The following is a 26,566-nucleotide window of genomic DNA, read 5'->3' as shown; positions in this document are numbered from 1 at the left end:
AGGGCGGCTTTCTCGCATATGGGCCATGCGGTCGGCGCGCTTGCCGACGAGGAACGGAAGAGGGGGGCCTGCCAAGCAGCAAAGCGAAACGGGCGCGAAGCAAGCGTCGGACAAGCGCCGGGAGCGAGGGACGGGGCTGACGAGGGGGAATGGCCGCAAGGACCCCATCGGGCGCCCTTGCGCAGACGCGCAGGCGGAACCGCTTGGAGGCCGCATCGCGAATCGCAAGGAAGCCCCTTCGCCCGACCCGCTCGCGGAGAAGCCTCGGGGCCAGGCCCCCTCGCGACGCGAAGGCGCGCAGGCCGCGCGCTGCGGGCGCTTCCGCTGCCCGGAAGCCGCGTCCCGCTCCGCATCTTCCGGGCCTCTGGTAGAATGCTTCCCCGATGCCCGTTCCCGATCCACGGAGGCCCCTTCATGGTCGAACACGCCCATAACGCGACGGACGCGCCCGCACCCCTCGACCCCGAAGGCGACGCCTTCTCGCACAGCTCGCTCGGCCGCCTGTCTCCCACCTGGTGGGAGCCCGAGGAGGGCGAGCCCGCGCCCGAGCCCTGGCTCGATGCCGAAGCCGCCCTCGACCGCTTCCTTAGCTGGACGGCCGCACGCGGCATCGAGCTGTGGCCCCATCAGGAGGAGGCGCTCATGGCGCTCATGATGGGCGACCACGTGATCTTGGGCACGCCCACCGGCTCGGGCAAGTCGCTCGTGGCCCTGGGCCTGTGCTTCATGGCCATGGCCACGGGAAGGCGCTCGTACTACACCGCCCCCATCAAGGCGCTCGTGAGCGAGAAGTTCTTCGACCTCGTGGACGTCCTCGGCCGCGAGAACGTGGGGATGGTCACGGGGGACGCGCACATCAACGCGGGCGCGCCCGTGGTGTGCTGCACGGCCGAGATCCTTGCGAACCAGGCGCTGCGTGAGGGCGAGGGGGCCGACGTGGGGTGCGTCGCCATGGACGAGTTCCATTTCTTCGGCGACTACGACCGCGGCTGGGCGTGGCAGGTGCCGCTGCTCACGCTGCCGAAGACGCAGTTTCTGCTCATGAGCGCGACCCTCGGCGACATGGGCGCCGTCGCGGGCGCGCTCAAGGAGCGCACGGGCGCGGACGTGGACGTGATCGCGGACGCGCCGCGCCCGGTGCCCCTGTCCTACGAGTACGCCGAGACGCCCCTCGAGGCCACGGTGGAGCTGGCCCTGCGCAAGGGGGAGGCGCCGCTGTACCTCGTGCATTTCTCTCAGGACGCGGCGCTGGCCTCGGCGCAGGCGCTCTCGAGCTACGGAGTGGCCACGAAAGAGCAGCGCGACCAGGTGAAGGAGGCGCTTCGCGGCACCCGCTTCACCACGGCGTTCGGCAAGACGCTCAAGCGGCTTCTGCAAAGCGGGGTGGGCGTGCATCACGCGGGGATGCTGCCACGCTACCGGCTGCTCGTGGAGAAGCTTGCCCAGCAGGGGCTTCTGCCCGTCATCTGCGGCACGGACACGCTCGGCGTGGGCATCAACGTGCCCATCCACACCGTGGTGCTCACCGCGCTCTCGAAGTTCGACGGCCGCAGGATGCGCCGCCTGCGCGCTCGCGAGTTCCACCAGATCGCAGGGCGGGCGGGCAGGAGCGGCTTCGACACCGAGGGCGTGGTGGTGGCCCTCGCGCCCGAGCACGAGATCGAGAACGCGAAGCTCGTCGCGAAGGCGGGGGGCGATCCGAAGAAGCTGCGCAAGGTCAAGAAGAAGCGGCCTCCCGAGGGCTTCGTCACCTGGAACGAGCCGACGTACCGGCGCCTGATCGAGGCCGCCCCCGAGACGCTCAAGCCACGCCTGCGCGTCACGCATTCGATGGCGCTTTCCGAGGTGGTCCAAGGCGGCGACGCCTACGCGCGCGTGCGGCGGCTCATCGCCGACTCGCTGCAGACCGATGAGGAGAAGGCGGCGCTCGCCGCACGCGCCGACGAGGTGTTCCAGACGCTTATCGAGGCGGGCGTGGTGGAGCGCGCCGAGGGCGAGGACGGCTCGGCGTCGTACGCGACCACCGTGGACGTGCCGGAGGACTTCGCGCTCGACCAGCCCCTCTCGCCGTTTCTGCTGGCGGCGCTCGACCTCTTCGACCCCGAGGACGAAGGCTACGCGCTCGACGTCGTCTCGCTCGCGGAGGCCACGCTGGAGGATCCGCGCCAGGTGCTGCGGGCGCAGGAACGCGCCGCGCGCGAGAAGGCGGTGGCGGAGATGAAGGCCGACGGCATCGAGTACGAGGAGCGGATGGAGCGCCTTGCCGACGTCACCTATCCGAAGCCCTTGGAGGACGTGCTGGCGGCCGCGTTCGAGCGCTACTGCGAGGGCGTGCCGTGGGCGCGCGACTTCGAGCTGTCGCCGAAGTCGGTGGTGCGCGACATGGTGGAGACGGCGTCGGACTTCAAAACCTACGTGCAGCGCTACAAGATCGCGCGCTCGGAGGGGACGCTTCTGCGCTATCTGGCCGACGCCTACCGCGTGCTCGAGCGCACGGTGCCCGCGAACAGGCGCGACGAGCGGCTGGAGGACATCGTGTCGTGGCTCGGCTTCCTCGTGCGGTCGGTGGACTCGAGCCTCGTGGACGAATGGGAGAGCGCGGGCGAGACGGAGGACGCCGCGCCGCCCGCGTCCGCCGACGCCATGGTGGCCGACCGTCGCGGGCTTACGGTGCTCGTGCGCAACGCCCTCTTCCTGCGCGTGCGGCTGGCTTCGCGCGGGCAGGTCGAGGAGCTGGGCCGCCTCGACGAGGAAGGGGGCTTCGGCGAGGCGCGCTGGCGGCGGGCGCTCGACGCGTACTTCGAGGCGCACGGGGAGGTGCTGGTGGACGCCGACGCGCGCTCGTCGGCCTACCTCGACATCGACGAGTCCGACGAGCGGACGGATCACGTGTGGCATGTTCGCCAGGTGTTCAGCGACCCGGAGGGCGACCACGACTTCGCCATCGTCGCCGACGTCGACCTCGACGCCACCCAGGAGGAGGGCGAGGCCGTGTTCAAGGGCCTGCGCGCGGGGTTCTTCGAAGAGCTGTAGAAAGGCTGCGGTCGGCGGGCGGCTTTCGCTGGCCTTGGTCTGGCGGGCGGCCTCTATCTGTTTGATTTAGTCAGCGAGCCTTGCCGCTTTGATTTGGCGGCAAACTCCCATTTCTCTGTCGAAAATTCGCGATCGGCGAACGCTTGGGGACGCTTCAGCGGCGTTTCGAACTTCGCTGCGATCATGCGAGATGAGCGTAGCGGGGTTTCGATCTTGGCTTTCCCCATTGCGCTTACCGGGGGGGGGGGGGCTCAAAGTGTTCGCCAATCGTAAGTTTTCGACAGGGGAAGGCGAGTGGCGGCGAGATTGCGGTTGCCTATGCTCTGACGCGCGAAGCAGCAGAGGGTGCGCTGGCCGTCTTCGACGGCAGCCGGCATCGCGAGGCGGGGCGTCTCTCTCGGTGCCGCAGCGCGCTTGCGGTGCGAGGGAGCTTCGTTTCTTTGGATGTTTCAAGAAAGCGCGAACCGGGAGCGGAAGGGGTGCTACTAAAGGGGTGTTGGCGGCGACGGCGAGAGAGGATGACGGCATGGACGAGCAGAGGGCGGCAGAGGCGCTCGCGCGCGTGGCGCGCGGCGACGAGGCCGCACTCGAGGAGCTGTACCGCGCCTTCGCTCCGGCCGTGCTGGCGTTCGTCCTCGCGCGCGTGGACAGCCGCGAGGCGGCCGAGGAGGTGGCTGCGGACACGTGGCTGGGATGCTGGCGTTCGGCGCGGGCGTTTCGCGGCGACAGCCGAGTGCTCACGTGGCTTCTGGGCATCGCGAAGCGGCAAGCGTGCGCGCGGATGCGGCGGCCGCGGCCGACGGAGTGCGCGCTCGACGAGGCGGCGGCCGAGGCTGTGGCCGATACGGGCGCGGACGGCGATCCGGCGGGCGCGCTCATGGAGGAGGCCGGGGTGTCCGAGATACTGGCTGCGCTCGACGCGCTGCCGGAGGAGTTGGCGGAGACGGTGCGGCTGGCGTGGCTCCACGAACTGCCGTATGCGGAGATCGCCGCCGTGACGGAGGTGCCGGTGGGCACGGTGAAGTCGCGCGTGTCCCGCGCGCGGCAGCTGGTGCGGAAGATGCTGAGGAGGCGGTTATGAGCGAGCGAAGCTGGCGGGAAGCGAAGGAGGCGAAGGGGCGCGCGAAGGGCGACGCAAGTGTTTCGCGGCTTGAGGGCGGCGCTGCGAGCGAGGTTGGGCGGGTGTGCGTAGCCGAGCCCGCGTCCGGTTGTCCGTCTGCGTCCGCATCCGCGAACCTGCGCGCCGCGTTGCGACGGCAGGAGGCGTCCCGCGCGGGCGACGTGCCCGACTTCGCGCGCATCGCAGCGCGCGTGGCGGCAAGGCCCTCCCCGCTCGACGTCCCGCGCCGGTCGGCCGCCGAAGCCGTGCGCCTCGCCGGGACGCTGGCCGTCGCGCAGCTTCGGGTCGTCCCGCATGCCGTGCTGCCAGCCGCGCTTACGGTGGCTGCGGCGGCGGTGGGCGCGGCGTGCCTGATCGGCTCCGTTCCTGCGGTCGAAGCTGCCGCCGACTGGTGGTTCGCCGCGTTTTTGCTGTTCGGCGTGGCCCTCACCATCACGCTGGCGTTGTCGTCGGGGCGCGCGGACGCGCTCTCGCTCGCCACGCCGATCGGCCCGCAAGCCGTCGTGTTGGCGCGGCTTTCGCTCGTGCTGGGCGCGGACGCGCTCGCGGGCCTCGCCGCGTCGGCCCTGTTTGCCTGGTGGGTGCCCGGTGTCGAGTTCGGCGTGGGCGCGGTTGTGGAATCGTGGCTCGCGCCGCTTGCGCTCGTGGCCGGTGTTGCGGCGCTCGCAACCGTGTGGTCGGAGGCTTCGTGGCCGGGTGCGCTGGCGGGCGCCGTATTCGTCCCTCTCGTGCTGCCCGCGACGGAGACGGCTCCGGCAGGCGGCATCGCGGCGCTTATCGGCAGCGTGCAGGGCGCGCTCGGCTCCGTCGGCATGCTCGCGGTCGGTGCGGCGCTGCTCGCGGCGGTCGTGTGCTCGTCGCACCGCGCGGCGCTCGCGCGCTTGCAGGCGCTGTGACGATGGCGCGGGAGTCGCACCCGCGATGAGGAAGGTTTCGGTGAGAGGAATTTCGATGAAGGAGGTTTCGGTGAACAGGATGCTCCCCCGCATGGCGCCGGCCCTCGCGGCCGCTCAGCTGATGCGCGTCCACAGTGCTGGGGTGGCGTTCCCCGTGGCGCTCGGGGCTTTGATAGCGCTTGCGGGCGCGGCGGCGTCGGCTGTCGCGGGCGTGCCGTGGACGCGGGTCGCTTCGGTCGCGTTCATGCCGCTTTACTCCCTGGCCGTCGGCATGGGCGCGGTCGCGCTCCTTTCGGGCGACGCGCTCGTCGAGCTGCACGGTTCGACGCCCATCGGCGTGCGCGCCGTCTGGACGACGCGCCTCGCGCTGCTTGCGCTTGCCGCAGCGGCGGGGGCGCTCGTCATGTTCGCGCCGCTGCATGCGCTCGGCGTCGTTTACGGCGACATCGGCTGGGCGAGCGCCCTTTCGCCCGTCGGCGGCGCGGTGGCGCTGGCGCTTGCGGCCTATGCGGCCGTCGCGGTTCTGGAAAGCCCGCGCGCGGCGGCGTTTTTCGTCGTGTTCGCATGGATGGTTCTGTCGTTTTTCTGGGATCCCAACCTTGCGGGCGATCCCGTCCTGCAGCGCGCCGTGCCGCTGGCCGTCGCGCTGACGGCCGCCGCCGGAGCGTGGCTTTCGCTGGGCAGCCCGGAGCGGGCGTGCGCCAAGGCGGTGGGTGCGCGATGAGGTTTCTGCGGATGGCGCTCGTGCATGCCCGCATCGCGGCCAGGCAGCGTGCGCTGTGGGCGGCGTCGGCTGCGCTGTGCCTGCTCTCGCTTGCGGTCATGGTGAACGGGGGGATGCCGTTCGAGTCGGGGGACGTGTTCGACTTGGCGTTCTTCGCGCAGGTGCTGGCGATGCTGCCGCCCATCGCCTATGCCGCCGCTTGCACCGACCTCGCGTCGTCGCCTGCGCGGCTGGGCATCGGCGAGGTGGAGAAAGCCGCCCCCGTCGCCTCGGTCGTCCTCGCCGCGGCGCGTGTGACGGGCACGCTCGCCGTCGTCTTGCTGCCGTCGCTCGCGCTTTTGCTGTTCTGCGGATTCGGGCAGCTCGCACACGGCAACTTACTCGGCCCGCTTCAGGCGCTGGCTATGTTCGTGCTGGTCGTCGCGCCAGCGGCGCTGCTCGCGGCGGCTATGTCGGCGCTCGCGGGTGCGGCGCTGCCCCGGGCGTTCGCGCGCATCGCCGCCGCAGCCGCGTGGCTCGTCGTGCTCGCGCTCACCTCGTTTGTCGGAGTGCCGGAGGCGGGAGGAGGAGTGCATCTCGAGATCGCGTCCGACCCTGCGCTCCAAGCGCTGTTCGGGCTTCCCCCTGTGCTCAACGAGAACGTTGCCTGGACGGTGGCCCCGGCTTCGCCTCTGGCCGCGTTCGCGTCCGTGGCGGGCAGGGTCGCGTTTGCGGTCGTCTTGCTCGCCGCCGCAGGCGCGCTTTCCCGTGCGCGCGGCAGACGGCGCTGACGCGGCTTCGACATCCTGTCGGCCGCATCCCTTCCCGACGAGCCTCGTTTCCGAGAAAGGATCACCCATGTTCATCTCCCTCGATCATCTGGGCAAGGACTTCCGTAAGAAGCCGCGCGCCCTCGACGACCTCACGCTGGATTTGCCCTCCGGCATGATCGGCCTCGTGGGGCCGAACGGCGCGGGCAAAACCACGCTCATGCGCATCCTCTGCGGCATCGTGGCGCCCACGCGCGGCCGCGTGCTGGCGGACGGGCGCGACCTGTCCGACGCGCGCACGCGCCGCGCGCTCAAGCAGACGCTCGGCTACCTGCCGCAGGACATCGAGCCGTACCCCAACCTCACGCCGCTCGAATTCCTGGATTACATGGGCGTGCTCAAAGGCATGGGCGACGCGCGCGAGCGTCGCCGCCAAGCGGGCGGGCTTTTGGAGCGCGTGGGGCTGGCCGATGTCGCGCGGCGGCGCATCGGCGGGTTCTCTGGCGGCATGCGGCGGCGCGTGGGCATCGCGCAGGCGCTCATGGGCAGCCCGCGGCTGCTCGTGGTGGACGAGCCCACGGCCGGGCTGGACCCCGAGGAGCGCATGCGATTCCGCGCGCTCCTGGCATCGCTCGGCGGCGAGCGCACGGTGATCCTGTCCACGCATATTTTGGACGACGTGGCCCAGACCTGCCCCTACGTGTGCGTGCTGCGCGGCGGGCGGCTGCGCTACGACGGCGCCACTTCGGGCCTCGTCGATGCGGCGCGCGGCCGCACCTGGATCACGCCGCCGCTTCCCGCCCCGCCCACAGGGGCCGTCGTAGCCAACGCCGCCGCCACCCCCGAAGGCACCCGCTACCGCGTGGTGGCCGATATCCCGCCCGCCGGTGCCCAACCTGCGGAACCCACGCTGGAGGACGGCTACTTGGCCCTCGTCGCGCGGTAGCGGCGCGCCTCGTCCCGAAGCGGGCGACGGGCGCCCTTGACGCATATGGCATAATCGGGAGCGTGCGAAGAGAAGGGAACCCTGCATGCCCCATGACGACAAGGCGCGCCGCGGTGCCGCACCCGCGCGCTCGCGCGGCGACTCCACCACGCGGCGGACGCTGCATTACTTCTGGCTGGTCACGCGCAGGCACTTCGGGCTGTTCGCGGGGCTGATGCTGGCGACGTTCTGCTTCACGGCGCTGCTGTCGTACGGCAACCCCTACGTGATGAGCCTCGTGGTGGACCGCGTGAGCGCCGAGCCGGTGGCGGCCGACCAGGTACTCGAGGTGTTCGGCCCCTACATCGCGGCGCTCATCGCCATCAACGTGTTGGGCCAGACGGCCAGCAAGCTGCAGGACTACACCATGTACAAGCTGGAGATCGCCGCGGCGTACGATCTGGCCACCATGAGCTTCGACGCGCTGTGCAACCAGTCGATGTCGTTCCACTCCAACCGCTTCGGCGGCACGCTCGTCAGCCAAACCACGAAGTTCATGAGTGCCTACCAGCTGCTGCTGGAAACCATCACCTTTCCGTTTCTGCCGGTCATCTGCTCGATCATCTTCACGTGCGGCATCCTCGCACCGCGCGTGCCGGTGTATGTGGTCATCCTCATGGTGCTGCTGGCGGTGTACGCGGGCGTGTCGTACTACATGTACAAGCGCATCCTGCATCTGAACGAGCAGGCCGCCAGCGCGCAGAACCAGCTCTCCGGCGAGTTGTCCGATTCGGTGGCGAACATCCTGGCCGTGAAAACCTACGGGCGCGAGGACTACGAGCGGGGGCTGTTCGATCAGGCGAACCGCGAGGTGGTGGCGCGCGATTCCAAGCGCATGTGGGCGTCGCTCGCGCGCGGCATCATCACGGCGTGCATCACGGTGGCCATCATGGCGGTGGTGACGGTGTTCATCGCGGGCGGCAACGCGTGGTACGGCATCACGCCGGGCACGCTCGTGGTGATGTTCACCTACACCTACACGGTGACGAACCAGTTCAACTTCATCAACAACGGCTTGCAGCGCTTCAACCGCGCGTTCGGCGATGCCAGCGGCATGACCGTCATCCTGGACGAGCCGCGCCTCGTGGCCGACAAGCCGGGCGCGCCGCCGCTTCAGGTGCGCGAGGGCGCCATCGATTTTCAGGACATAAGCTTCTGGTACACCGACGGCGACACCCGCACGCAGGTGTTCGACGGCTTCAACCTGCACATCCCCGCCGGTCAGCGCGTGGGGCTCGTGGGCATGAGCGGGGCGGGCAAGACCACGCTCACGAAGCTTCTGCTGCGCCTGTCCGACATCCAAGAGGGGCGCATCCTCGTGGACGGGCAGAACGTGGCCGACACCACGCAGCAGAGCCTGCGCCGCCAGATCGCCTACGTGCCGCAGGAGTCGCTTTTGTTCCACCGCACCATCGCGGAGAACATCGCCTACGGCCGGCCCGACGCCACGATGGAGCAGATCCGCGAAGCGGCGCGGCGGGCGAACGCGCTCGAGTTCATCGAGCGGCTGCCGCAGGGCTTCGACACGATCACGGGCGAGCGCGGCGTGAAGCTCTCGGGCGGGCAGCGCCAGCGCATCGCCATCGCGCGGGCGCTTCTGGCCGACTGCCCGGTGCTCGTGCTGGACGAGGCCACGAGCGCGCTCGATTCCGAAAGCGAGCACTTGGTGCAGGACGCGCTCGCCACGCTCATGAAGGGCCGCACGGCCATTGTGGTGGCGCACCGGCTGTCCACGGTGGCCAGCTTGGACCGCATCGTGGTGCTGGCGGACGGCAAGGTGGTGGAGGACGGCCCCCACGCCCAGCTCATCGAGGCCGGCGGCGAGTACGCGCGCCTCTGGAGCCGTCAGACGGGCGCGTATTTGGAGTAGGGGGCGGTTCGCGCGCAGACCGAGGCCGTTCCGAGAAGGGGAGGGGCGCTCTGGAGCGGACGCGGCGGTTCGAGCAGACAGAGGCGCCTTACTCGCCGTGGGTGGTGCAGGCGACCTCCATGGCGGCGAAGGCGCGCGCGACGCGCCCCATGCGTTCTTCGTCGCAGCCGAGACGATCGAGCTCGGCGATGTCGGCAAGGTCTTTGGGGCGGTTGCTCGCAGCTTTGGCGGCACGGCAGACTTCCAACGTGGCGAACCCGGCGCGCCCGCCGTCGGGAAGCTCGCGCATCTCCACGAAATCGACCTCGGCAAGGCCGGGGATGACCGCCTCGAGCAGTGCGTCGTATCCGGCGAAAGCCGTCTGCTCGGCGTTTCGCTGCACGAGCGCGCCGTCGCGAAGGAAGAAGGGGCAGAAGCTTGCGAGGACGCCGTTTATGCGAGCGTGCGCGCCGTACTCCTCGCCGTCAGCGTTGCAGGGCATGCGGCGCGAGTCGAGATCGCGATCATACCGGCCTTCCCGTGCGAGCCATGCGCGCACGACCGACATGTCCTCAAGTCGCACGGAGAAGTCGATGTCGCCGTGCAGACGTCCCGATTCCCTCCCGCCCAGGACCCAAGGCACCAGCCCGCCTTCGAGGAACACCTTGCCGGCAAGCTCCGGCACGCGCAGCACGCGCAGCGCCGCCGCTTTTGCCGCGGCGCAGGAGGCGCCTTCCATCGTTTCGAGTTCGCCCATGTTCGTTCCTTTCGTCTGCGCGCCGTCGCGACGCGGCGCGATCTTCGAAGCCTTCGAAGGCGGTTGCGGCGCTTTCGTTAAAGTGACGTTAACAAGAGCGCGAATCGTCGCACCCTAAGGTATCATAGATAAGCGAGAGTACGGCATCCAGGCGAACACGGAGGAGCCCCATGACGAAGATACCAATGACCACGCCTTTGGTGGAGATGGACGGCGACGAGATGACGCGCATCATCTGGCAGATGATCAAGGACGAGCTGATCTGCCCCTACGTCGACCTTAAAACCGAGTACTACGACCTGGGCCTCGAGCACCGCAACGCCACCGACGACAAGGTGACGTTCGACTCTGCCGAGGCCACCAAGCGCCTCGGCGTGGCCGTGAAGTGCGCCACCATCACGCCGAACGCCGCGCGCATGGACGAGTACGACTTGAAGCAGATGTGGAAGAGCCCGAACGGCACCATCCGCGCCCTGCTCGACGGCACCGTGTTCCGCACGCCCATCACGGTCGCGGGCATCGAGCCCTGCGTGCGCAACTGGACGAAGCCCATCACCATCGCCCGCCACGCGTACGGCGACGTGTACAAGAACACCGAGCTGCGCGTGCCCGGCCCCGGCACGGTGGAGCTTGTGTACACCGCAGCCGATGGCACTGAGACGCGCGAGCTCGTGCAGAAGTTCGACGGCCCCGGCATCGCCCAGGGCATGCACAACCTCGACGCGTCCATCGAGAGCTTCGCGCGCAGCTGCTTCGAGTACGCGCTCGACGTGAAGCAGGACATCTGGTTCGCCACGAAGGACACCATCTCCAAGAAGTACGACCACCGCTTCAAGGACGTATTCCAGGAGATCTACGACGCCGAGTACGCGGAGCGCTTCGAAGCGGCCGGCATCGAGTACTTCTACACGCTCATCGACGACGCCGTGGCGCGCGTGATGAAGGCCGACGGCGGCTTCATCTGGGCGTGCAAGAACTACGACGGCGACGTGATGAGCGACATGGTGTCCTCAGCGTTCGGGTCGCTCGCCATGATGACGTCGGTGCTCGTGTCGCCGACGGGCGTGTACGAGTACGAGGCCGCGCACGGCACGGTGCAGCGCCACTACTACAAGCACCTCGAGGGCAAGGAGACGTCCACGAACTCGGTGGCCACCATCTTCGCGTGGACGGGCGCGCTGCGCAAGCGCGGCGAACTCGATGGGCTCGACGACCTCGTGGCGTTCGCGAACCGTCTGGAGAAGGCCACGCTCGACACCATCGAGGCCGGCGAGATGACGGGCGACCTCGCGCGCATCACGACGCTGCCGAACCCCGTGACGCTTTCCACCCGCGACTTCATCCTCGCCATCGCCAAGCGCTTGGAGGCGTAAAGCCCGACTGCGCAAGGAGGGGCCGGCGAGAACGGCGCGAACAGAAGGGCCGCCCGCGAAGGCGGCCCTTCGCGTCGAAGGACGTTCGAACACCTCGGAGCCGCGCCCCGTTGTTTCAGGGCTGCCGGGAAGGGTTGCGAACGCGGCTTGCATCGTTCCCTCCGATCGCGGATGCTGCACGCGATCCAAGGAAGGCGCCGCCCACGGAGCGGCGGTTCCCGTACGTTCTGCCGACGGGCTCCGCGCTCGACGGCTCGTCGGCAGCGGATGACGGCGCGGCTTGCGGCAGGTCAGACGCCCTCTTCCACGAAGCGCACGGACGAGGCGTCCCAGTACTTCATGAACGTGCGATCCTCGTCGCCGTCCAGGTTGAGCTGGTAAAGGCGAAACGTGACCAGGCGGTCCTTCGGCTGCCATCGCTCCTCGTAGGAGTAGCGGTAGCGCATGCCGAGGTTTCGCATGACGCCGCCGCTGCGGGGATTTTGCACGTCGTGGGTCGCGGTGACGAAGGGGATGCCGTCCGCGCGCAGCCGCTCGATGACGGCGCAGCACGCCTCGGTGACGATGCCGCGATGCCAGAACTCCGTGCGCAGCCCGTAGCCCAGATCGTGTGCTCCGTCCGCTTCCGCGTTCACGTAGCCGATGGGCACGTCGTCGCTTTTCAGGCAGACGGCCCATGCGTAGCCCCGTGGCTTGCGGTAGGTGCGTGCGTAGCGCTCCTCGAAGAGGGCGCGCGCCTCGTCTTTCGAACGCACGGGAAACCAGGGCAGGAAGGTGTTCGCCTCCTCGTCGCCGTAGATGGCCAAAAGGGCGTCGAGGTCGTCGGGGGCGAAGCGCCGCAGACGCAGCCTTTCGGTTTCGAGCGTGGGCGTGTTCTGCGGATTCTGTACGGTATGGATGCTCTCAGTCATGGGTCAGGTACCTTCCGGTGATGCTTTCAGGGTTGCGCGCGATCTCTTCGGGGATGCCGGTCGCCACGATGCGGCCGCCCTCCTCGCCGCCGCCGGGGCCCAGGTCGATCACATAGTCGGCGTTGGCGATGACGTCAAGGTCGTGCTCGATGACGACGACGGTGGCGCCCTGCTCCACAAGGCGCTGGAACACCTGCAGAAGCGTGCGCACGTCGAGCGGGTGCAGACCGATGGTGGGCTCGTCGAACACGAACACAGCGTCCGTTTGAGAGCGGCCCATCTCGCTCGCCAGCTTGAGGCGCTGCGCCTCGCCACCGGAGAGCGCCGGCGTGGCCTCGCCGAGCGAGAGGTAGCCGAGCCCCAGGTCGCAGAGCGTCTGCAGCTTGGAGCGCACGCGCTTGAGGTCGCCCGCGGCCGCAAGGGCCTCCTCGACGCTCATCGCCATGAGCTCGGGCAGGGATACGAGGTCGACCGGGTCGGCGGCGCTCGGGCGACGGACGTGGTCGGCCGCCTCGCCGTAGCGCGAGCCGTGGCAGGAGGGGCAGGTGATGTCCACGTCGGGCAGGAACTGCACGTCCAGGCTGATGGAACCCGTGCCGTCGCACACGGGGCAACGGAGCCTGCCCGTGTTGTATGAGAAGTCGCCCGCCTTGAGATCCGCGGCCTTGGCGTCAGGCGTGCGCGCATAGGCGCGGCGCAGCTCGTCGTGCACGCCCGAGTACGTGGCCACGGTGGAACGCACGTTGATGCCGATGGGGGAGGCGTCGATGAGGTTCGCGCGCTCGATGCCCGGGGCCTCGAGGTGTTTCACGTGCGCGGGCAAGGGCGCGCCCGAGACGAGCGCTGCGAGCGCGGGCACGAGGCTCTCCAGCACGAGCGTGGTCTTGCCCGAGCCGGACACGCCGGTGACCGCGGTGAGACGCCCGCGCGGCACGTCCACGGAAAGCGGCTTCACCGTATGGAGCGCCGCTGTTTCCAGGTGTATGCGACCCTCGTCGAACATGTGCGCGGCCGCAACGGGCTCGCGCACGCGCACGGACTCGGCTCCCGACAAAAAGCCCCCGATACGCGAGGCAGGTTCAGCCTCCACTTGGGGCACCGTCCCCTGCGCGATCACATGGCCGCCGCCCGCACCCGCCACCGGGCCCAGCTCCACGATCCAGTCCGCGTGCCTGAGGATGTGCGTGTCGTGGTCAACCATCACCACCGAGTTGCCGTCGGCCAGAAGGTCGCGCATGACGTCCAGAAGCCCGTCGATGTTCGAGGGGTGCAGGCCGATGGACGGCTCGTCCAGCACGTAGAGCACGCCGGTCGTGCGGTTGCGCACGGCGCGGGCCAGCTGCACGCGCTGGCGCTCGCCCGTGGAGAGCGTGGCGCTCGCGCGGTCGAGCGAGAGGTAGGACAGCCCCAGATCCACGAGGCGCGCGGCCGTGTGCAAAAACGACTCGCAGATGCTTTGGGCCATCGGCCGCATCTCGGCCGGAAGCCCTGCGGGCACGCCCTCCACCCAGCTCACAAGCTCGCCGAGCGTCTTCTCGGTGGCCGCGGCCAGGTTGATGCCCGCCACCTCGGGCTTGCGCGCGTCTTCGGACAGGCGCGTGCCGCGGCACAGCGGGCAGGGGCCCTCTTTCAAGAACCGGGCCACGCGCGCGAGCCCTTTCTCGTCCTTCACCTTCGAAAGCGCGTTCTCTACGGTGCGCACGGCGTTGTAATAGGTGAAGTCGAGCTCGGCGAACGTGTCGGTCTTCTTCGCCTGATAGAGGATGTGCCTCTTCTCGGCGGGGCCGTCGAACACGATGTCGCGCTCTTCCGGCGAAAGCTCGTTGAAGGGCACGTCGGTGCGCACGCCCATCTCGCGAGCGACTTGCTTCATGAGGTCCCACATGAGCGTTCCCCACGGCGCGACGGCTCCTTCGTCGATAGTGAGCGTCTCGTCGGGCACGAGCGCCGAGCGGTCCACCGTACGCACGACGCCGGTGCCGTCGCATTCGGGGCACGCTCCGTCGCTGTTGAAGGCCAGCTCCTCCGCGCCCGGCCCGTAGAACTCCGCTTTGCACACGGGGCAGACGATGGGGATCTCGGCCGCCACGGCGAGCGTGGGCGGCACGCGGTGGCCGTTTGGGCACACGTGGCTGCCTACGCGCGAGAACAGGAGGCGTAGGCTGTTCAGAAGCTCGGTGGACGTGCCGAACGTGCTGCGCACGCCGCCCGCAGCGGGGCGTTGGTGCAGCGCGAGCGCTGCGGGCGCATGCAGCACTTCGTCCACGTCCGCGCGTCCCGCCTGGGAGAGGCGGCGGCGCGTGTAGGTGGAGAGCGCCTCGAGGTAGCGCCGGGAGCCTTCCGCGTACAGCACGCCGAGAGCGAGCGACGACTTGCCTGATCCTGACACGCCCGCGATTCCCACGAGGCGGTTCAAGGGGATGTCGACGTCGATGCCTTTGAGGTTGTGCACGCGCGCGCCGCGCACCCGGATGCGGTCGGGTGCGGGATCGGCGGGCGCGGGGGAGGGGTCGATGGAAGGCATGTGGCGCTCCTTGCGGTCGTGGGCGGCTCTCCTTCCATCGTAGCGCAGCGCGCCCGTCGCGTCACGAGGGGATGCGGAACCGTCACGTGCCGCCCATCGCGAAACGCGCGGCGGGGCTCCGCAGCGAAACGGACCCTGCTCGCCGACGTTCGCGGCGCGGAACCGCCCCTCCCAGGCCTCGTCCCTCGACGGAACGAGCCGTCGAAGGGAGACGAATCGGTGAGCGGTCGCATCGATAATCCCGCATGAAACGACTTGCTCGCCTTACGTTTTCCGCATGTTCGCGCCCTTAGTTGCATATTCTGCCGCAAGCGGTCGAAACGCCTCCTTTCCGCTGGTCGGAAAAAGGCGGGAAAAGCTTTTTGTGCGCATGCACAAAAAGGTATACTGCGGACCTCCCGAATGCGCGGGCAGGTCGAAGGCGGCCTGTCGGGAAGACGATCCTTCCGGATCGCGCGCACCGTAAACGAGCACTCTTGAAGGAGGGCATTGCATGAGCGGCGACAACGTGGTGGTAGGTAGGAACATCGAGGGAGCCCCGATCGATCCGATGCAGTCTCAGACGGTCGCGTTCTCCCATTACAACAACTTCTCGGCGCAGCTGCCCGTCGACCCGGAGACGGGCGAACTGGTGGAAGGCGGCGTGCAGGACCAGGCTGCGCAGTGCCTCGACAACATCGAGGCCATCGCGTGCGGCATCGATCACGCGCTTTCCGACGTCGTGCGCCTCACGGTGTTCGTGAAGGACGTGCGCGACATCGCCGCCGTCGACGAGGTGGTCTCCGCGTACTTCCCGGCGTACGTGCCGGCGCGCACGAACGTCGTGGCGAACGACCTGCCCATGGGCGCGCTCGTGCAGATGGAGGCCCTTCTCTCCAACGGCGAGGGCACCATCCCGGGCGCTCCCCAGGCGGGAGACCTCGTCAAGCTGACGAACAGCACGAGCGAGGCGCCCGTCAGCCGCCTCTCCTCCCAGACGGTGGCGTTCTCGCACTACAACAACGTGTCGGCGCAGCTCGGCATCGACCCGAAGACCGGCCGTTTGGTGGAGGGCGGCGCGCGCGAGCAGACGGCCCAGTGCCTGAGAAACGTCAAAGCCATCCTGGCGAGCATCGACGTGCCCTTCGACGACATCGTCAAGGTGAACGTCTTCTTGAAGGACCTTGGCGACCTCGACGTCGTGAACGAGGCGTATTCGACGTTCTTCCCGGATTCGGGCATCGCCCGCGCCGCGGGCTACGTGCCCGCGCGCACGGTGGTCGAGGTGGCCGACCTCGAGATGGGCGCGCTCGTGCAGGTGGAGGCCGTGGTGTCGCATGGCGACGGCACGCCTCCCCAGGAGGTCGAGGCGCGCCACGGCCTCATCATCGAGGCCTCCAACACCGACGCTGCCCCGCGCGACCCCTTGGCGACGCAATCGGTGGCGTTCTCGCACTACAACAACGTGTCGGCGCAACTCGGCATCGATCCGGCCACGGGCGGCCTCGTGGCGGGCGGCGCGCGCGAGCAGGCCGCGCAGTGCCTGCGCAACATCAAGGCCGTCATCGAGAGCGTCGGCCACTCCATGGACGACGCCGTGAAGGTGAACGTGTTCTTGAAGGATCTCGCCGATATGGACGCCGTGAACGAGGCGTACGCCGACTTCTTCCCCGAGGGCGTTCCCGCGCGCCGCTTCGTGGGCGTGCGGAACCTTCCGAAAGACGCGCTCGTGCAGATCGACGCCATCTTCGGCAACGCCGAAGGCACCCCGCCGACGGCGTAGCCGCAGAGACGCGCCCTTCCCAAGCCCCGGAGCCGCTGCAAGCTTTCGGGGCTTTTTCGCGTCCGGGCTTTCAAGCGGCATCTTCTGCGCGGTATGATTGGCTTGGCGAAACGAGAACCGGTGCGACAGGAGGCGTATGAACATCCAGGTGTTCGGCACGAAGAAGAGCTTCGACACGAAGAAGGCGCAGCGCTACTTCAAGGAGCGGCGCGTGAGGTTCCAGTTCGTGGACCTCAAGGAGAAGGGGATGAGCAGAGGCGAGCTCGAATCGGTCGCCCGCGCGGTGGGCGGCGTGGACGCGCTCGTCGACCCCAAGGCGAAAGACCAAGACCTCGTGGCGCTTCTCGCCCACCTCGCGCCCGACCAGAAGTTCGACAAGCTCTTGGAGAACCAGCACGTCTTGGCCGAGCCCGTGGTGCGCAACGGCCGTCAGGCCACCGTGGGCTACGCGCCCGAGGTCTGGAAGGGCTGGGAGTAGGCCGCGCGCCCGCAAGGGCGCCGCTTGGCGGGCGCGGGCGATCCGTGCACTTTCCCGCAAAGCGCCCGCCGCTTGCCATCCGCCCGCCCGGCCGGGCGTATCCGTGGGCTACAATGGACGCGACCGCACAGGAGCATCCCGTAAGGAGGCCTGACATGGACGAAGCGCAGCGGCGCTACCTCGAGCTTCTCTCCCGTTCGTTTCCCACCGCCGCCAAGGCGTCGGCAGAGATCATCAACCTGAGCGCCATCCTGAACCTGCCGAAGGGCACTGAGTTCTTCGCTTCGGACATCCACGGGGAGTACGAGGCGTTCTCGCACATCCTGCGCAACGCCTCCGGATCCATTCGGCTCAAGATCGACGACGTGTTCGGCGACGGGCTCGCGCCCGAGGAGAAGCGCTCGCTCGCCACGCTCATCTACTATCCGCGCGAGAAGATGGAGCTCGTGCTGTCGAAGACCGACGACGCCCAGGAATGGTACGCCGTCACGCTGCCGCGGCTCGTGGCCGTGTGCAAGCGCGCGGCGCGCAAGTACACGCGCTCGCGCGTGCGGCGTGCGCTGCCGGTGGACTTCGCCTATGTCATCGAAGAGCTCATGACCGAGAAGAGCGACGGCGTGGACAAGCGGGCCTATTACGCGGCCATCGTCGACGCGATCATCCGCACGGGGCGCGGAGGGGAGTTCATCGAGGCTTTGTGCCTGCTCATCCAGCGCCTCGCCATCGACCGTTTGCACATCGTGGGCGACATCTACGACCGAGGCCCCTACCCGCACGTCATCATGGACGCGCTCATGGGCCATCACTCGATCGACATCCAGTGGGGCAACCACGACATCGTGTGGATGGGCGCCGCGCTCGGGCAGCGCGGCTGCATCGCGCACGTCGTGCGCAACTGCGCGCGCTACGGCAACCTGTCCATCTTGGAGGACGCCTACGGCATCAACATCCTGCCGCTCGCGTCGTTCGCTCTCGACGCCTACGCCGATGACCCGTGCGTGGCGTTCGGGCTCAAGGGCAACCCGGATCTGCCGCCGCAAGAGCTCGAGATGAACGTCAAAATCCAGAAGGCTATGGCGATCATCCAGTTCAAGGTGGAGGCCCGGCTTATCGACGAGTATCCGGGATTCGGGCTTGAGAGCCGCAAGCTTTTGGACAAGATCGACTTCGAGCGCGGCACCGTGGTGGTGGACGGCGTGGAGCACGCGCTCACCGACACGGTGTTCCCCACGGTGGACCCGGCCGACCCCTATCGCCTCACCCCTGAGGAGGAAGAGGTCATGCAGCGCCTTGAGCAGGCGTTCACCAGCTGCGACAAGCTGCAGCGCCACATGCGCTTCTTTCTGGAGGCGGGCAGCCTTTACAAGGTGAGCAACAACAACCTGCTGTTCCACGCATGCGTGCCGCTCAACGCCGACGGCTCGCTCAAAGAGGTGGACGTGTTCGGCGAGACGTGCAAGGGGCGCGCGCTCTACGACGCCATGGAGCGCTGGGTGCGCGCCGCCTTCAACTCTCCCGATCCCGAAAAGCGCAAGCGCGGGCGCGACCTCATGTGGTATATGTGGCTAGGGGAGGGGTCGCCTTTGTTCGCGAAGAGCAAGATGGCCACGTTCGAGCTGTACCTCGTCGCCGAGAAGGAGGCGCGCAAGGAGGTCAAGAACCCCTTCTACACCCACCTCGACGACGAGCGCGCGATGCGCGGCGTCTTCGAGGACTTCGGGCTGGACTTCGAGACGTCGCGCATCGTGTGCGGGCACGTGCCCGTGAAGGTGAAGGACGGCGAGGACCCGGTCAAATGCGGCGGGCACGTGCTCACCATCGACGGCGGCTTCTCGCGGGCCTACCAGCCCACCACGGGCATCGCCGGCTACACGCTCATCTCGAACTCGTACGGCTTCGTGCTGGCCGCCCACGAGCCTTTGGAGTCTGCCCGCGCCGCCGTCGAGCGCGAGATCGACATCCACTCGTCGCGGCGGGTGGTGGAGCGCGTGGAGAAGCGCACCCTCGTGGCCGACACCGACACGGGCTCCGAGCTCAAGCGCCAGATCGCCGACCTGGAGGAGCTTCTGGCGGCCTACCGCGCCGGCGACATCGCCGAGAGGGAGTAGGACGCCATGCGGAATGCCGGCATGTTCACGTTGGGAAACGATGTGCTTGCGGTGCGCGTGTCGAACATGGGCGCGGAGCTGCAGAGCGTCGTGCGCGACGGCGTCGAGCGCATGTGGTGCGGGGATCCTGCGGTGTGGGGACGGCGGGCGCCGCTTCTGTTCCCGCTGATCGGACGGCTGCGCGACGGATGGTACGCGCTCGATGGAAGGCGCATCGACGCGCCGACGCACGGGTTTTGCCGCGACCGGGCGTTCGACGCCGAGCAGGTGTCGGACACGGAGGCGCGCTTCACGACGGTCGCCGACGAGCAGACGAGGGCCGTGTACCCGTTCGACTTCCGTTTGACCGTCCGCTTCGCGCTGGAGGGTTCGACCCTCGTGAAGACCCACGAGATCGAGAATCTGGGCAGCGCGCCCATGCCCTTCGAGTTGGGCGGTCACGAGGCGTACGCGACGCGGCTTTTGCCGAACGAGCGCATGGCCGATTGCTTCGTGCGCTTCGAAGGGCTCGACGCCATCGAGATGTTCGGCATGGACGAGGCGGGCATCCTCACGCTGCCGAAGACAATCGTGCCGCTCGAGGACGGCTGCTTGGCGAGAACGCCCGAGCAGCTGGGCATCGACACCGTTGTGCTGGAGAACGTCCCCGGCAGCGCGGTCGCGTTGGCGAGCGCCGCGAACCCCTACGAGGTGCGGGTGGAGTTTCCGGACTTCCCTTATCTGGGCATATGGACGAAAGCCGGCCAAGGCGACGCGCGCTACCTGTGCATCGAGCCGTGGTCGGCGCTGCCCGACGCGCATTTCTCCCCGCGCGAGCTGGCCGAGAAGCCCGGCGTGCGCACCCTTGCCCCTGGCGAGCGCGCCACCCTCTCGTACCGCATGACCTTTCGGTAGGCCTCTTTCAGCCTTCCGGTTGGTGCGGAAGGCGATCGATGCTACCATATGCCCGTAGGAAACCGATCCGATAGGAGGCGCAATGGAGAAGGAGTTGTTCGATTTCGTCGCCGAGCGTGCCGACGTCCTCGCGACCGCGGACACGAGCAAGCAGGAGACGAAGGATGCCGCGCTCGCATGGAAGAGCGCCGTCGAGGGCGCGGACGACGAGGCCGTCGAGGCGGCCACGGCTGCGTTCATCGACTTCCTCGAGGGCAGGCCGAACACCGTTGATGGCGTCATCGCCTTCGCCCAAGGCCCCGCCGTCGAGCTGTTCGGCAAAGAGGCCGCCGATCAGATCCTCGCCGAGCAGACCGCGCGCAAGGAGCGGGGCGAGAAGTATTGCGACTGCGCCGCCTGCACCGCCGCAGTGGAGTTGCTCTCGAAGTTCGGTCGGATCTAGGGAGCGAGGCGGGGCGCAAGAACGCCCTTGCCGAGCGCGAGAAACGGGAAGGGCCGCCGAGACGCTCGGCGGCCCTTTCGGCATGATTTTATGAATATATATGTTCGACCTACTCCCATTCGATCGTCCCGATGGGCTTCGGCGTGAGATCGTACACCACGCGGCAAATCCCCGGCACTTCGGCCAGAATGCGGGCGGTGATCTTCTTCAGCAGCGCCCAATCGAGCTCCGGCACCTCGGCGGTCATGGCGTCCACGGTGTTCACCGCGCGGATGACGGCGGGCCACTCGTAGGCGCGCACGCCGTCGCGCACGCCGGTGGCGCGGAAGTCGGGGACGCTCACGAAGTACTGCCACACCTTGCCCTCAAGCCCTGCCGCGGCGAACTCCTCGCGCAGGATGGCGTCGGCCTCGCGCAGCGCCTCCAAGCGGTCGCGCGTGATGGCGCCGAGGCAGCGCACGCCCAAGCCGGGGCCGGGGAACGGTTGGCGCTCCACCATGCTCTCAGGCAGCCCAAGCTCCCGCCCGACGACGCGCACCTCGTCCTTGTACAGGAGCTTCACCGGCTCGACGAGCTCGAACTCAAGGTCGTCGGGCAGACCGCCCACGTTGTGATGCGCCTTCACGCCGTCGGACTCCAGGATGTCGGGATAGATGGTGCCCTGCGCGAGGAAGCCCACCTCGCCCGCCACCTTGCGGGCCTCTTCCTCGAAGACGCGGATGAACTCGGCGCCGATGATCTTGCGCTTGGCTTCGGGCTCGGCCACGCCGTCGAGCAGGCCGAGGAAGCGGTCGGTGGCGTCCACGTACACGAGGTTCGCGTCCAGCTGGTTCTGGAACACGTCCACCACCTGCTCGCTCTCGCCCTTGCGCATGAGGCCGTGGTTCACGTGCACGCAGACGAGCTGCTTGCCGATGGCCTTGATCAAGAGCGCCGCCACCACCGACGAGTCCACGCCGCCGGAGAGCGCCAGAAGCACCTTGCCGTCGCCCACTTGGACGCGCACGGCCTCCACCTGCTCGTCGATGAACGCGCGCGCCTGTTCGGGCGCAACGATGCGCTGCATGTCGTCGGGACGCTTGTTGGTGTCCATGGGGCCTCCTCGCTCTCGGTTTCGTCTCGAAAGGATTATACCGGACGAAGCGGCGTTCGCCAGCCAAAAGCGTCAGCCGGAAGGGCGCAGCTTTCGGGAAGGGGCGGGAAGAAGCATCGAAAGCCTCGAAAACCGCGCCCTTCCGCTTCCCCTCGCCTGTGCTACCATAGGCGCCATGCGATTCCCCCTGTTGAAATACGCGCTGGCCGTCTTCCTCGGCGGGGCCAGCTACGGTGCCATGGGCACGGTGGCGAAAAGCGCCTTCGCCGCCGGCTTCGCGTGGCCCCAGACGGTCATGAGCCAGGCGCTGTTCGGCACGTTTCTCTTCGGCCTCGCATTCGCCGTCGAGGCGCTGCGCAACCGGAAAGCCGCGCCGATGGACGCCCGCAAGCTGCTCAGGCTCGCGGGCACCGGCATGGTCACGGCCACCACGGGCGTGCTCTACAGCATCGCGCTCTCGAGGCTGCCGGTGGCGGTGGCCATCACGCTTTTGTTCCAGTTCACGTGGATCGGCATCGTCATCCAAGTGGTCGCGACGCGCAAGCCGCCCCATGCGGCCCAGGTGGCCGCCGCAGCCGTCATCATGGCGGGCACCGTGCTCGCGAGCGGCCTGCTTTCCTCCGACGTCGACTTCGCGTCGTTCGACCCGGTGGGCATCGCGTGCGCGCTGCTCTCGGCGGTGTCGTGCGCGGCGTTCATGTACCTGTCGGGCCGCGTGGGAAGCGACATGCCGCCTTTCCAGCGCGGGTTCTTCATCTGCTTGGGATCGCTTGCTGTGGGCGTCGTCGTGTGCCCGGGCTACTTCCCCTCGGGCGTGCTCTTCCAGGGCGTCGCGGGCTATGGCGCGCTGTTGGCGGTGACGGTGCTGTTCGTTCCCGTGCTGCTGTTCGGCATCGGGACGCCGAAGCTGCCGGTGGGCGCGTCCACCATCCTCGCCGCCTCCGAGCTTCCCTGCGGCATCCTCTTGTCGTTCCTCGTGCTGGGGGAGGGCATCGACGCCGTGCAAACGGCGGGCGTGGTCGCCATCCTGGCCGGCGTCGCGATCGCCCAAGCGCCCACGATGCGCGTGCGCGCCCGCCGCCGCGATGCCGAAGCGCGGCGGCGGAGCGACGAACGCCTTTAGAGCGCATCGGCCCGCAGCGCCTCCGCGATGCTGCCGGCGCGGGTGCGGCGCAGGGCGTAGGCCACGCTCAGCGCGAGCACGGCCAGCACGAGGACCACGGCGGCGGCCAGGTACTCCCACGGCAGGTCGAAGGCCACGCCGGCGAACGCCATGCCCACGGCGGCGTGCAGCCCCCAGGTGGCGGCGAGCGCGACGAGAAGCCCTATCCCGAGGCCCCGCACGGCGTAGCTCGCGCACTCGTAGCCCATCATCCGGGCGAAGGCGCGCCCGCCCATCCCTACGGAGCGCAGCACCGCGAACTCGCGCGTGCGCAGGATGATCCCGTTCGCCAGCGTGTTGAACACGTTGGCCACCGCGATGAGCGCCGTGATGGCCGAGAAGCACAGCGCGAACAGCTGCACGGCCTGCGCGACGAGGCGGCCCTGCTGCGCGGACGCCTCGACGTCGGTCACGTTGATCACGAGGCCTTCGCAGCCGCTTGCGAGCTCCTCGAGCGCCTTGGCCGCCTTCGCGTGGTCGTCTGCCGTGAACGAGGCTCCGGCGAACGAGTAGGCGAAGGGGTTCTCGGGATACTGGCCCGCGCCCGCCGCGCTCGCCGCGACGCTTTCCGGCAGGATGACGGCGGGGAACTGAAAACTCCCCGAGATGGCGTTGACGACGGCCGGCTCCTCGTCGCACAGCGCTCCGATCTCGATGCTCAAGACCTGGGCGGCTTCTGCGGCCGGCGCGGTGACGATGGAGGGGTCGCCCTCCGAAGCCGCCTCCTGGTCGAGATACCCCACGAGGACCTGGCCGTTTGGACCTTCCTGCACTCCCATGTGGGAGAAGCCCTCGCGTCCCTCGATAGCGTACAGGTCGACGGAGCCGGTGCGGGCGAAGGGCTTCGCGGAGATGTAGGTGCCGTCGGGCATCGTCGCCTGGTAGGTGTTCAGCCCGATGGCGCGCGGATGGTCGGGGTCGGTGTAGGCGGCCTCGTCAAGGCCCAGGCCGCCCACGAGCGCGCGCCACGAGGCGTCGTCGAGGTAGAAGATGCACAGCGACCCGTAGAACGTCCCGTCCGCGCCGAAGCTCGAAGGCACCCACTCCTCGCTCGTCTGCTCGTCGAAGGATTCGCGCGCCGCGCGCGCCTCTTCGGAGAGCATATCCGCGCCGACGACGCTTTCGGCCTGGCCCTGACGGCATGTCCCCGAAAGCCGCACGCCGTCCAGCTCGGCCGCCCGCGCCAGGAACCCGTCGAACTCGGCGGCGTGGTCGGAGAGCTCGGAGCCCTCTCGCGAGCCGGTGCGCTCGGGATAGGCCGACACCACGATGTCGGCCTCGCTTCCGGCCGCGTTTCTGCTGCTTGCGCGGTCGGAGAGCGGCGAGAGGTACAGCGCCACGCTGCCGGAGACCACCACGAGCGCCACGCTCACGGCAAGCGAGGCCACCACGGTGCGCCCGCGCGCCGCCGCGCGCGAGAGATTGCGGTGCGCGACGAACCCGGAGGCTCCGAACAGCCTTCCGGCGAGGCCGATTCGCACGGACGGACCCGCGTCGCGGCGCTTCGAGGACGCCTCGCGCGCTCCGCGGCGTGAAAGGCGCACGTCCTGCGTCTGACGGATGGCCTCGACGGCCGAGACGCGCGCTGCACGGGCCGACGGCGCCCACGCGCTTATCGCGAGCGTCGCGAACGACAGCGCCGCCGCCGCTGCGAGCGCTCCCGCGTCCGCGCGCACCGCAAGGCCCGTGAAGCCCTCGCCCAGAAGCGCGGCGAACGCCCCTTGCGATGCCGCGAACACGCCCGCCGTCCCCGCCACGCCGACGGCCAGGCCGAGGGGCACGCCGACCGCGCCGATCAGCAGCGCCTCGAAGAGCACCATGCGCCGCAGCTGCCGCTTCGACGCGCCCACCGAGGCCAGCAGCCCGAACTGCCGCGTGCGCTCGGCCACCGAGATGGAGAACGCGTTGTAGATGAGCGACACCGACGCCGCCACGATGACCGCCGCCAACACGCCCGCCAGCATCCAGAGCGTCCCCCAGATGGGGCGCCCGTCGGAGACGCCGAGGTATTGGAGCAGGCTGCCGTGGAAGAGCGCGTCCGCATCCTGCGACCCCGTCGCCTCTTGGAAAAGCCTTGCCATCTCGCCGACGCTGCCCACGCCCTGCGTCGTCGCGTACACGCCCATCGACGGCTCTCCGTCGGCGTCGGAGACGCCCGCGGGGGACCCGGCGGCGTTCAGCGCGACCGCCGAGGAGTTTTCGGCGGTGTAGTTGTTCCCGACGAAAGGCGGCTGACGCTCGTAGAACCCCGTCACTGTGAGCGTGCGGGGGCGCGCGTCGACGACCGCCTCCTCTCCGTCCTCGAGCGTCGTGCGCGCGCCCAGCTTGGCCTTGAGCACGCTGCCCACTTCCAGCGGCCCGTCCGAGGAGACGCCGCCCTCGCCGTCCGCCCCGAGCGTCTCGCCCTGGTAGTAGTCGGGCAGCACGACTTCGTCGGCCGTCTCGGGCATGCGCCCCTCTGAAAGCTCGGGCATGAGGGAAAGCGGCGCGCCGTCGGGCTCGGACGATCCCTTGACCGTTTCCGGCAGGCTCTTCAGCGCGAGGAAATCGCCCAGGCTGAGCGCGTCCGCGTCCGACAGGGCCGCCGCGCCGCCGTTCGAGAACGCCGCAAGGTCGCTCACCCACCCGCTGTCCGCGAGCGCATCGACGGCGGAGGCGGAAACCTCGGAGGAGAACGCGTGCCACGACCCCTCGGTGGCGCGCGTGCGCTCGGCCATGCCCGCCTGCACGCTCGCCACGCTGGTCAGCACGGCGGCCAGAAGCGCCGCGGACAGCGCGACGCCCGCCACGGTGACGGCGGTGCGCACGCGGTTTCGCGCGAGCGTGCGCAGGGTGAAGCGGGCCGACACCCCTTTCATCAGCGCCTCCTCTCGTCCGAGGCCACGCGTCCGTCCTCGATGGCGATGACGCGGTCGGCCGTGCGGGCGATGTCCTCGTCGTGCGTGATGACCACGAGCGTCTGGCCGAAGCGCCGGTTGGACTCGCGCAGAAGCGCCATGACCTCGCATGAGTTGCGCGAGTCGAGGTTGCCGGTGGGCTCGTCGGCCAACAGGACGGCCGGCGCGTTCATGAGCGCCCGCCCGATGGCGGCGCGCTGCTGCTGGCCTCCCGACAGCTGGTTGGGCAAAAGCCGTTCGCAGCCGCGCAGCCCGAGAGCGTCGAGCAGCGACCCCAGACGCTCCTCGTTCACCGCGCGCCCGTCCAAAAGCACGGGCAGCGCCATGTTCTCCACCACGTTGAGCACGGGGATGAGGTTGTAGAACTGGTAGACGATGCCCACCTCGCGCCGCCTGAGCACCGCCAGCTCCTCGTCGGAGCGCGCGTAAACATCGCATCCGGCGAGCCGCACGGTGCCCGACGTGGGGCGGTCGACGCCGCCCATGAGGTGCAGAAGCGTGGACTTGCCCGATCCGGACGAGCCGACGATGGCGACGAACTCGCCCTGGGCGATGGAAAGCGACACGTCGTCGAGTGCCTTGAGGGCGGTGGGCCCGCTTCCGTACACCTTGGTGAGGTGCTCGATGGCGAGGATGTCCATGGCGTCTCCTTTCTCGTGAAAGCCATGGGACAAGTCTGCCACCTTGGCCTTGCAAGGGGGTGAACCTCGCATTACGAAATCGTCACCTTGCCCTTTTCGCAGGTTGGAAGCGAAGCTTCGGGTTCGCGGCGGGAAGGGGCGAAACGCAGGGGCGAATTGGGGAGGGGG

The 26,566-nt window shown here is 68.8% G+C and carries 20 protein-coding genes; 14 read left to right on the top strand and 6 right to left on the bottom strand.

The window, feature by feature from the left end; genetic code table 11:
• The first annotated feature begins 414 nt into the window (after positions 1-414).
• The 7 genes from C2L80_RS07360 (at position 415) to C2L80_RS07330 (ending at position 9,377) form a co-directional block, all read left to right on the top strand.
• Complete coding sequence (locus C2L80_RS07360; RefSeq protein WP_103262938.1) at positions 415-3,033, top strand: DEAD/DEAH box helicase; 2,619 nt, start codon at positions 415-417, stop codon at positions 3,031-3,033.
• Between the two features lie 526 nt (positions 3,034-3,559).
• Entirely contained in the window at positions 3,560-4,114 is a 555-nt protein-coding gene (locus tag C2L80_RS07355; protein WP_103262937.1) for an RNA polymerase sigma factor, read from the top strand.
• Positions 4,111-5,049, top strand: coding sequence for a hypothetical protein (locus C2L80_RS07350; protein ID WP_239938803.1), 939 nt, complete (start codon positions 4,111-4,113; stop codon positions 5,047-5,049). The genes C2L80_RS07355 and C2L80_RS07350 overlap by 4 nt, the downstream gene beginning before the upstream one ends.
• A gap of 79 nt (positions 5,050-5,128) precedes the next feature.
• The gene (locus C2L80_RS07345) at positions 5,129-5,773 is read left to right on the top strand and encodes a hypothetical protein (protein ID WP_239938805.1); all 645 of its coding nucleotides are present in this window, start codon (positions 5,129-5,131) and stop codon (positions 5,771-5,773) included.
• Positions 5,770-6,543 carry a hypothetical protein gene (locus C2L80_RS07340; RefSeq protein WP_103262935.1) on the top strand — a complete coding sequence of 258 codons (774 nt, stop codon included), beginning with the start codon at positions 5,770-5,772 and terminating at the stop codon, positions 6,541-6,543. The genes C2L80_RS07345 and C2L80_RS07340 overlap by 4 nt, the downstream gene beginning before the upstream one ends.
• Positions 6,544-6,610: 67 nt before the next feature.
• Positions 6,611-7,468 carry an ABC transporter ATP-binding protein gene (locus tag C2L80_RS07335; protein WP_103262934.1) on the top strand — a complete coding sequence of 286 codons (858 nt, stop codon included), beginning with the start codon at positions 6,611-6,613 and terminating at the stop codon, positions 7,466-7,468.
• 85 nt (positions 7,469-7,553) lie between these two features.
• Positions 7,554-9,377: an ABC transporter ATP-binding protein gene (locus tag C2L80_RS07330; RefSeq protein WP_103262933.1), complete on the top strand. Its 1,824-nt coding sequence runs from the start codon at positions 7,554-7,556 to the stop codon at positions 9,375-9,377.
• 88 nt (positions 9,378-9,465) lie between these two features.
• Here C2L80_RS07330 and C2L80_RS07325 read toward each other — a convergent pair whose 3' ends face one another.
• Complete coding sequence (locus C2L80_RS07325) at positions 9,466-10,113, bottom strand: hypothetical protein (RefSeq protein ID WP_092200241.1); 648 nt, start codon at positions 10,111-10,113, stop codon at positions 9,466-9,468.
• A gap of 170 nt (positions 10,114-10,283) precedes the next feature.
• Between C2L80_RS07325 and C2L80_RS07320 the strand changes: the two genes are divergently transcribed.
• A complete protein-coding gene (locus tag C2L80_RS07320) occupies positions 10,284-11,486 on the top strand; it encodes an NADP-dependent isocitrate dehydrogenase (protein WP_103262932.1) in 1,203 nt (400 codons plus the stop codon).
• 290 nt (positions 11,487-11,776) lie between these two features.
• On the opposite strand, the gene C2L80_RS07315 is transcribed toward C2L80_RS07320, so the two are convergent.
• On the bottom strand, positions 11,777-12,397 hold the full coding sequence (locus tag C2L80_RS07315) for a GNAT family N-acetyltransferase (RefSeq protein WP_103262931.1): 621 nt from the start codon (positions 12,395-12,397) through the stop codon (positions 11,777-11,779).
• The gene (locus tag C2L80_RS07310; protein WP_103262930.1) at positions 12,390-14,921 is read right to left on the bottom strand and encodes an excinuclease ABC subunit UvrA; all 2,532 of its coding nucleotides are present in this window, start codon (positions 14,919-14,921) and stop codon (positions 12,390-12,392) included. The genes C2L80_RS07315 and C2L80_RS07310 overlap by 8 nt, the downstream gene beginning before the upstream one ends.
• Positions 14,922-15,414: 493 nt before the next feature.
• Here C2L80_RS07310 and C2L80_RS07305 point away from each other — a divergent pair, with 493 nt between their 5' ends.
• The 5 genes from C2L80_RS07305 to C2L80_RS07285 all read left to right on the top strand — a co-directional run bounded on the left by C2L80_RS07305 (position 15,415) and on the right by C2L80_RS07285 (position 20,605).
• Positions 15,415-16,683 (top strand): RidA family protein, encoded by a 1,269-nt coding sequence (locus C2L80_RS07305; protein ID WP_103262929.1) that lies wholly within the window; start codon positions 15,415-15,417, stop codon positions 16,681-16,683.
• Positions 16,684-16,819: 136 nt separating this feature from the next.
• Entirely contained in the window at positions 16,820-17,161 is a 342-nt protein-coding gene (locus C2L80_RS07300; RefSeq protein WP_087198594.1) for an arsenate reductase family protein, read from the top strand.
• Between the two features lie 155 nt (positions 17,162-17,316).
• On the top strand, positions 17,317-19,269 hold the full coding sequence (locus tag C2L80_RS07295; RefSeq protein WP_103262928.1) for a fructose-1,6-bisphosphatase: 1,953 nt from the start codon (positions 17,317-17,319) through the stop codon (positions 19,267-19,269).
• A 21-nt stretch (positions 19,270-19,290) separates the two neighbouring features.
• The gene (locus C2L80_RS07290) at positions 19,291-20,163 is read left to right on the top strand and encodes an aldose 1-epimerase family protein (RefSeq protein WP_239938801.1); all 873 of its coding nucleotides are present in this window, start codon (positions 19,291-19,293) and stop codon (positions 20,161-20,163) included.
• Between the two features lie 82 nt (positions 20,164-20,245).
• Complete coding sequence (locus C2L80_RS07285) at positions 20,246-20,605, top strand: 3-hydroxyisobutyrate dehydrogenase (protein WP_087198591.1); 360 nt, start codon at positions 20,246-20,248, stop codon at positions 20,603-20,605.
• 109 nt (positions 20,606-20,714) lie between these two features.
• Here the strand turns inward: C2L80_RS07285 and guaA are convergent, their stop codons facing one another.
• Entirely contained in the window at positions 20,715-21,698 is a 984-nt protein-coding gene (gene guaA / locus C2L80_RS07280; RefSeq protein WP_103262926.1) for a glutamine-hydrolyzing GMP synthase, read from the bottom strand.
• A 175-nt stretch (positions 21,699-21,873) separates the two neighbouring features.
• Between guaA and C2L80_RS07275 the strand changes: the two genes are divergently transcribed.
• Positions 21,874-22,821: an EamA family transporter gene (locus tag C2L80_RS07275; RefSeq protein ID WP_239938799.1), complete on the top strand. Its 948-nt coding sequence runs from the start codon at positions 21,874-21,876 to the stop codon at positions 22,819-22,821.
• On the opposite strand, the gene C2L80_RS07270 is transcribed toward C2L80_RS07275, so the two are convergent.
• Both C2L80_RS07270 and C2L80_RS07265 read right to left on the bottom strand, forming a co-directional pair.
• A complete protein-coding gene (locus C2L80_RS07270) occupies positions 22,818-25,718 on the bottom strand; it encodes an ABC transporter permease (protein ID WP_103262925.1) in 2,901 nt (966 codons plus the stop codon). The two genes, C2L80_RS07275 and C2L80_RS07270, sit on opposite strands and share 4 nt — an antisense overlap.
• Positions 25,718-26,398 (bottom strand): ABC transporter ATP-binding protein, encoded by a 681-nt coding sequence (locus C2L80_RS07265; protein ID WP_103262924.1) that lies wholly within the window; start codon positions 26,396-26,398, stop codon positions 25,718-25,720. Before C2L80_RS07265 ends, C2L80_RS07270 begins: the two co-directional genes overlap by 1 nt.
• Between the last annotated feature and the right edge of the window lie 168 nt (positions 26,399-26,566).

It is taken from the genome of Rubneribacter badeniensis, from assembly GCF_002899695.1.
Lineage (GTDB): Bacteria > Actinomycetota > Coriobacteriia > Coriobacteriales > Eggerthellaceae > Rubneribacter > Rubneribacter badeniensis.
The sequence above is the reverse complement of the archived record's forward strand: the minus strand, read 5'-3'. Positions and strand labels throughout refer to the sequence as shown.

Coding starts and splice junctions, on each gene's coding strand:
- C2L80_RS07360 (WP_103262938.1), top strand. CDS start 415: ATGGTCGAACACGCCCATAACGCGACGGACGCGCCCGCACCCCTCGAC.
- C2L80_RS07355 (WP_103262937.1), top strand. CDS start 3,560: ATGGACGAGCAGAGGGCGGCAGAGGCGCTCGCGCGCGTGGCGCGCGGC.
- C2L80_RS07350 (WP_239938803.1), top strand. CDS start 4,111: ATGAGCGAGCGAAGCTGGCGGGAAGCGAAGGAGGCGAAGGGGCGCGCG.
- C2L80_RS07345 (WP_239938805.1), top strand. CDS start 5,129: ATGCTCCCCCGCATGGCGCCGGCCCTCGCGGCCGCTCAGCTGATGCGC.
- C2L80_RS07340 (WP_103262935.1), top strand. CDS start 5,770: ATGAGGTTTCTGCGGATGGCGCTCGTGCATGCCCGCATCGCGGCCAGG.
- C2L80_RS07335 (WP_103262934.1), top strand. CDS start 6,611: ATGTTCATCTCCCTCGATCATCTGGGCAAGGACTTCCGTAAGAAGCCG.
- C2L80_RS07330 (WP_103262933.1), top strand. CDS start 7,554: ATGCCCCATGACGACAAGGCGCGCCGCGGTGCCGCACCCGCGCGCTCG.
- C2L80_RS07325 (WP_092200241.1), bottom strand. CDS start 10,113: ATGGGCGAACTCGAAACGATGGAAGGCGCCTCCTGCGCCGCGGCAAAA.
- C2L80_RS07320 (WP_103262932.1), top strand. CDS start 10,284: ATGACGAAGATACCAATGACCACGCCTTTGGTGGAGATGGACGGCGAC.
- C2L80_RS07315 (WP_103262931.1), bottom strand. CDS start 12,397: ATGACTGAGAGCATCCATACCGTACAGAATCCGCAGAACACGCCCACG.
- C2L80_RS07310 (WP_103262930.1), bottom strand. CDS start 14,921: ATGCCTTCCATCGACCCCTCCCCCGCGCCCGCCGATCCCGCACCCGAC.
- C2L80_RS07305 (WP_103262929.1), top strand. CDS start 15,415: ATGAGCGGCGACAACGTGGTGGTAGGTAGGAACATCGAGGGAGCCCCG.
- C2L80_RS07300 (WP_087198594.1), top strand. CDS start 16,820: ATGAACATCCAGGTGTTCGGCACGAAGAAGAGCTTCGACACGAAGAAG.
- C2L80_RS07295 (WP_103262928.1), top strand. CDS start 17,317: ATGGACGAAGCGCAGCGGCGCTACCTCGAGCTTCTCTCCCGTTCGTTT.
- C2L80_RS07290 (WP_239938801.1), top strand. CDS start 19,291: ATGTTCACGTTGGGAAACGATGTGCTTGCGGTGCGCGTGTCGAACATG.
- C2L80_RS07285 (WP_087198591.1), top strand. CDS start 20,246: ATGGAGAAGGAGTTGTTCGATTTCGTCGCCGAGCGTGCCGACGTCCTC.
- guaA (WP_103262926.1), bottom strand. CDS start 21,698: ATGGACACCAACAAGCGTCCCGACGACATGCAGCGCATCGTTGCGCCC.
- C2L80_RS07275 (WP_239938799.1), top strand. CDS start 21,874: ATGCGATTCCCCCTGTTGAAATACGCGCTGGCCGTCTTCCTCGGCGGG.
- C2L80_RS07270 (WP_103262925.1), bottom strand. CDS start 25,718: ATGAAAGGGGTGTCGGCCCGCTTCACCCTGCGCACGCTCGCGCGAAAC.
- C2L80_RS07265 (WP_103262924.1), bottom strand. CDS start 26,398: ATGGACATCCTCGCCATCGAGCACCTCACCAAGGTGTACGGAAGCGGG.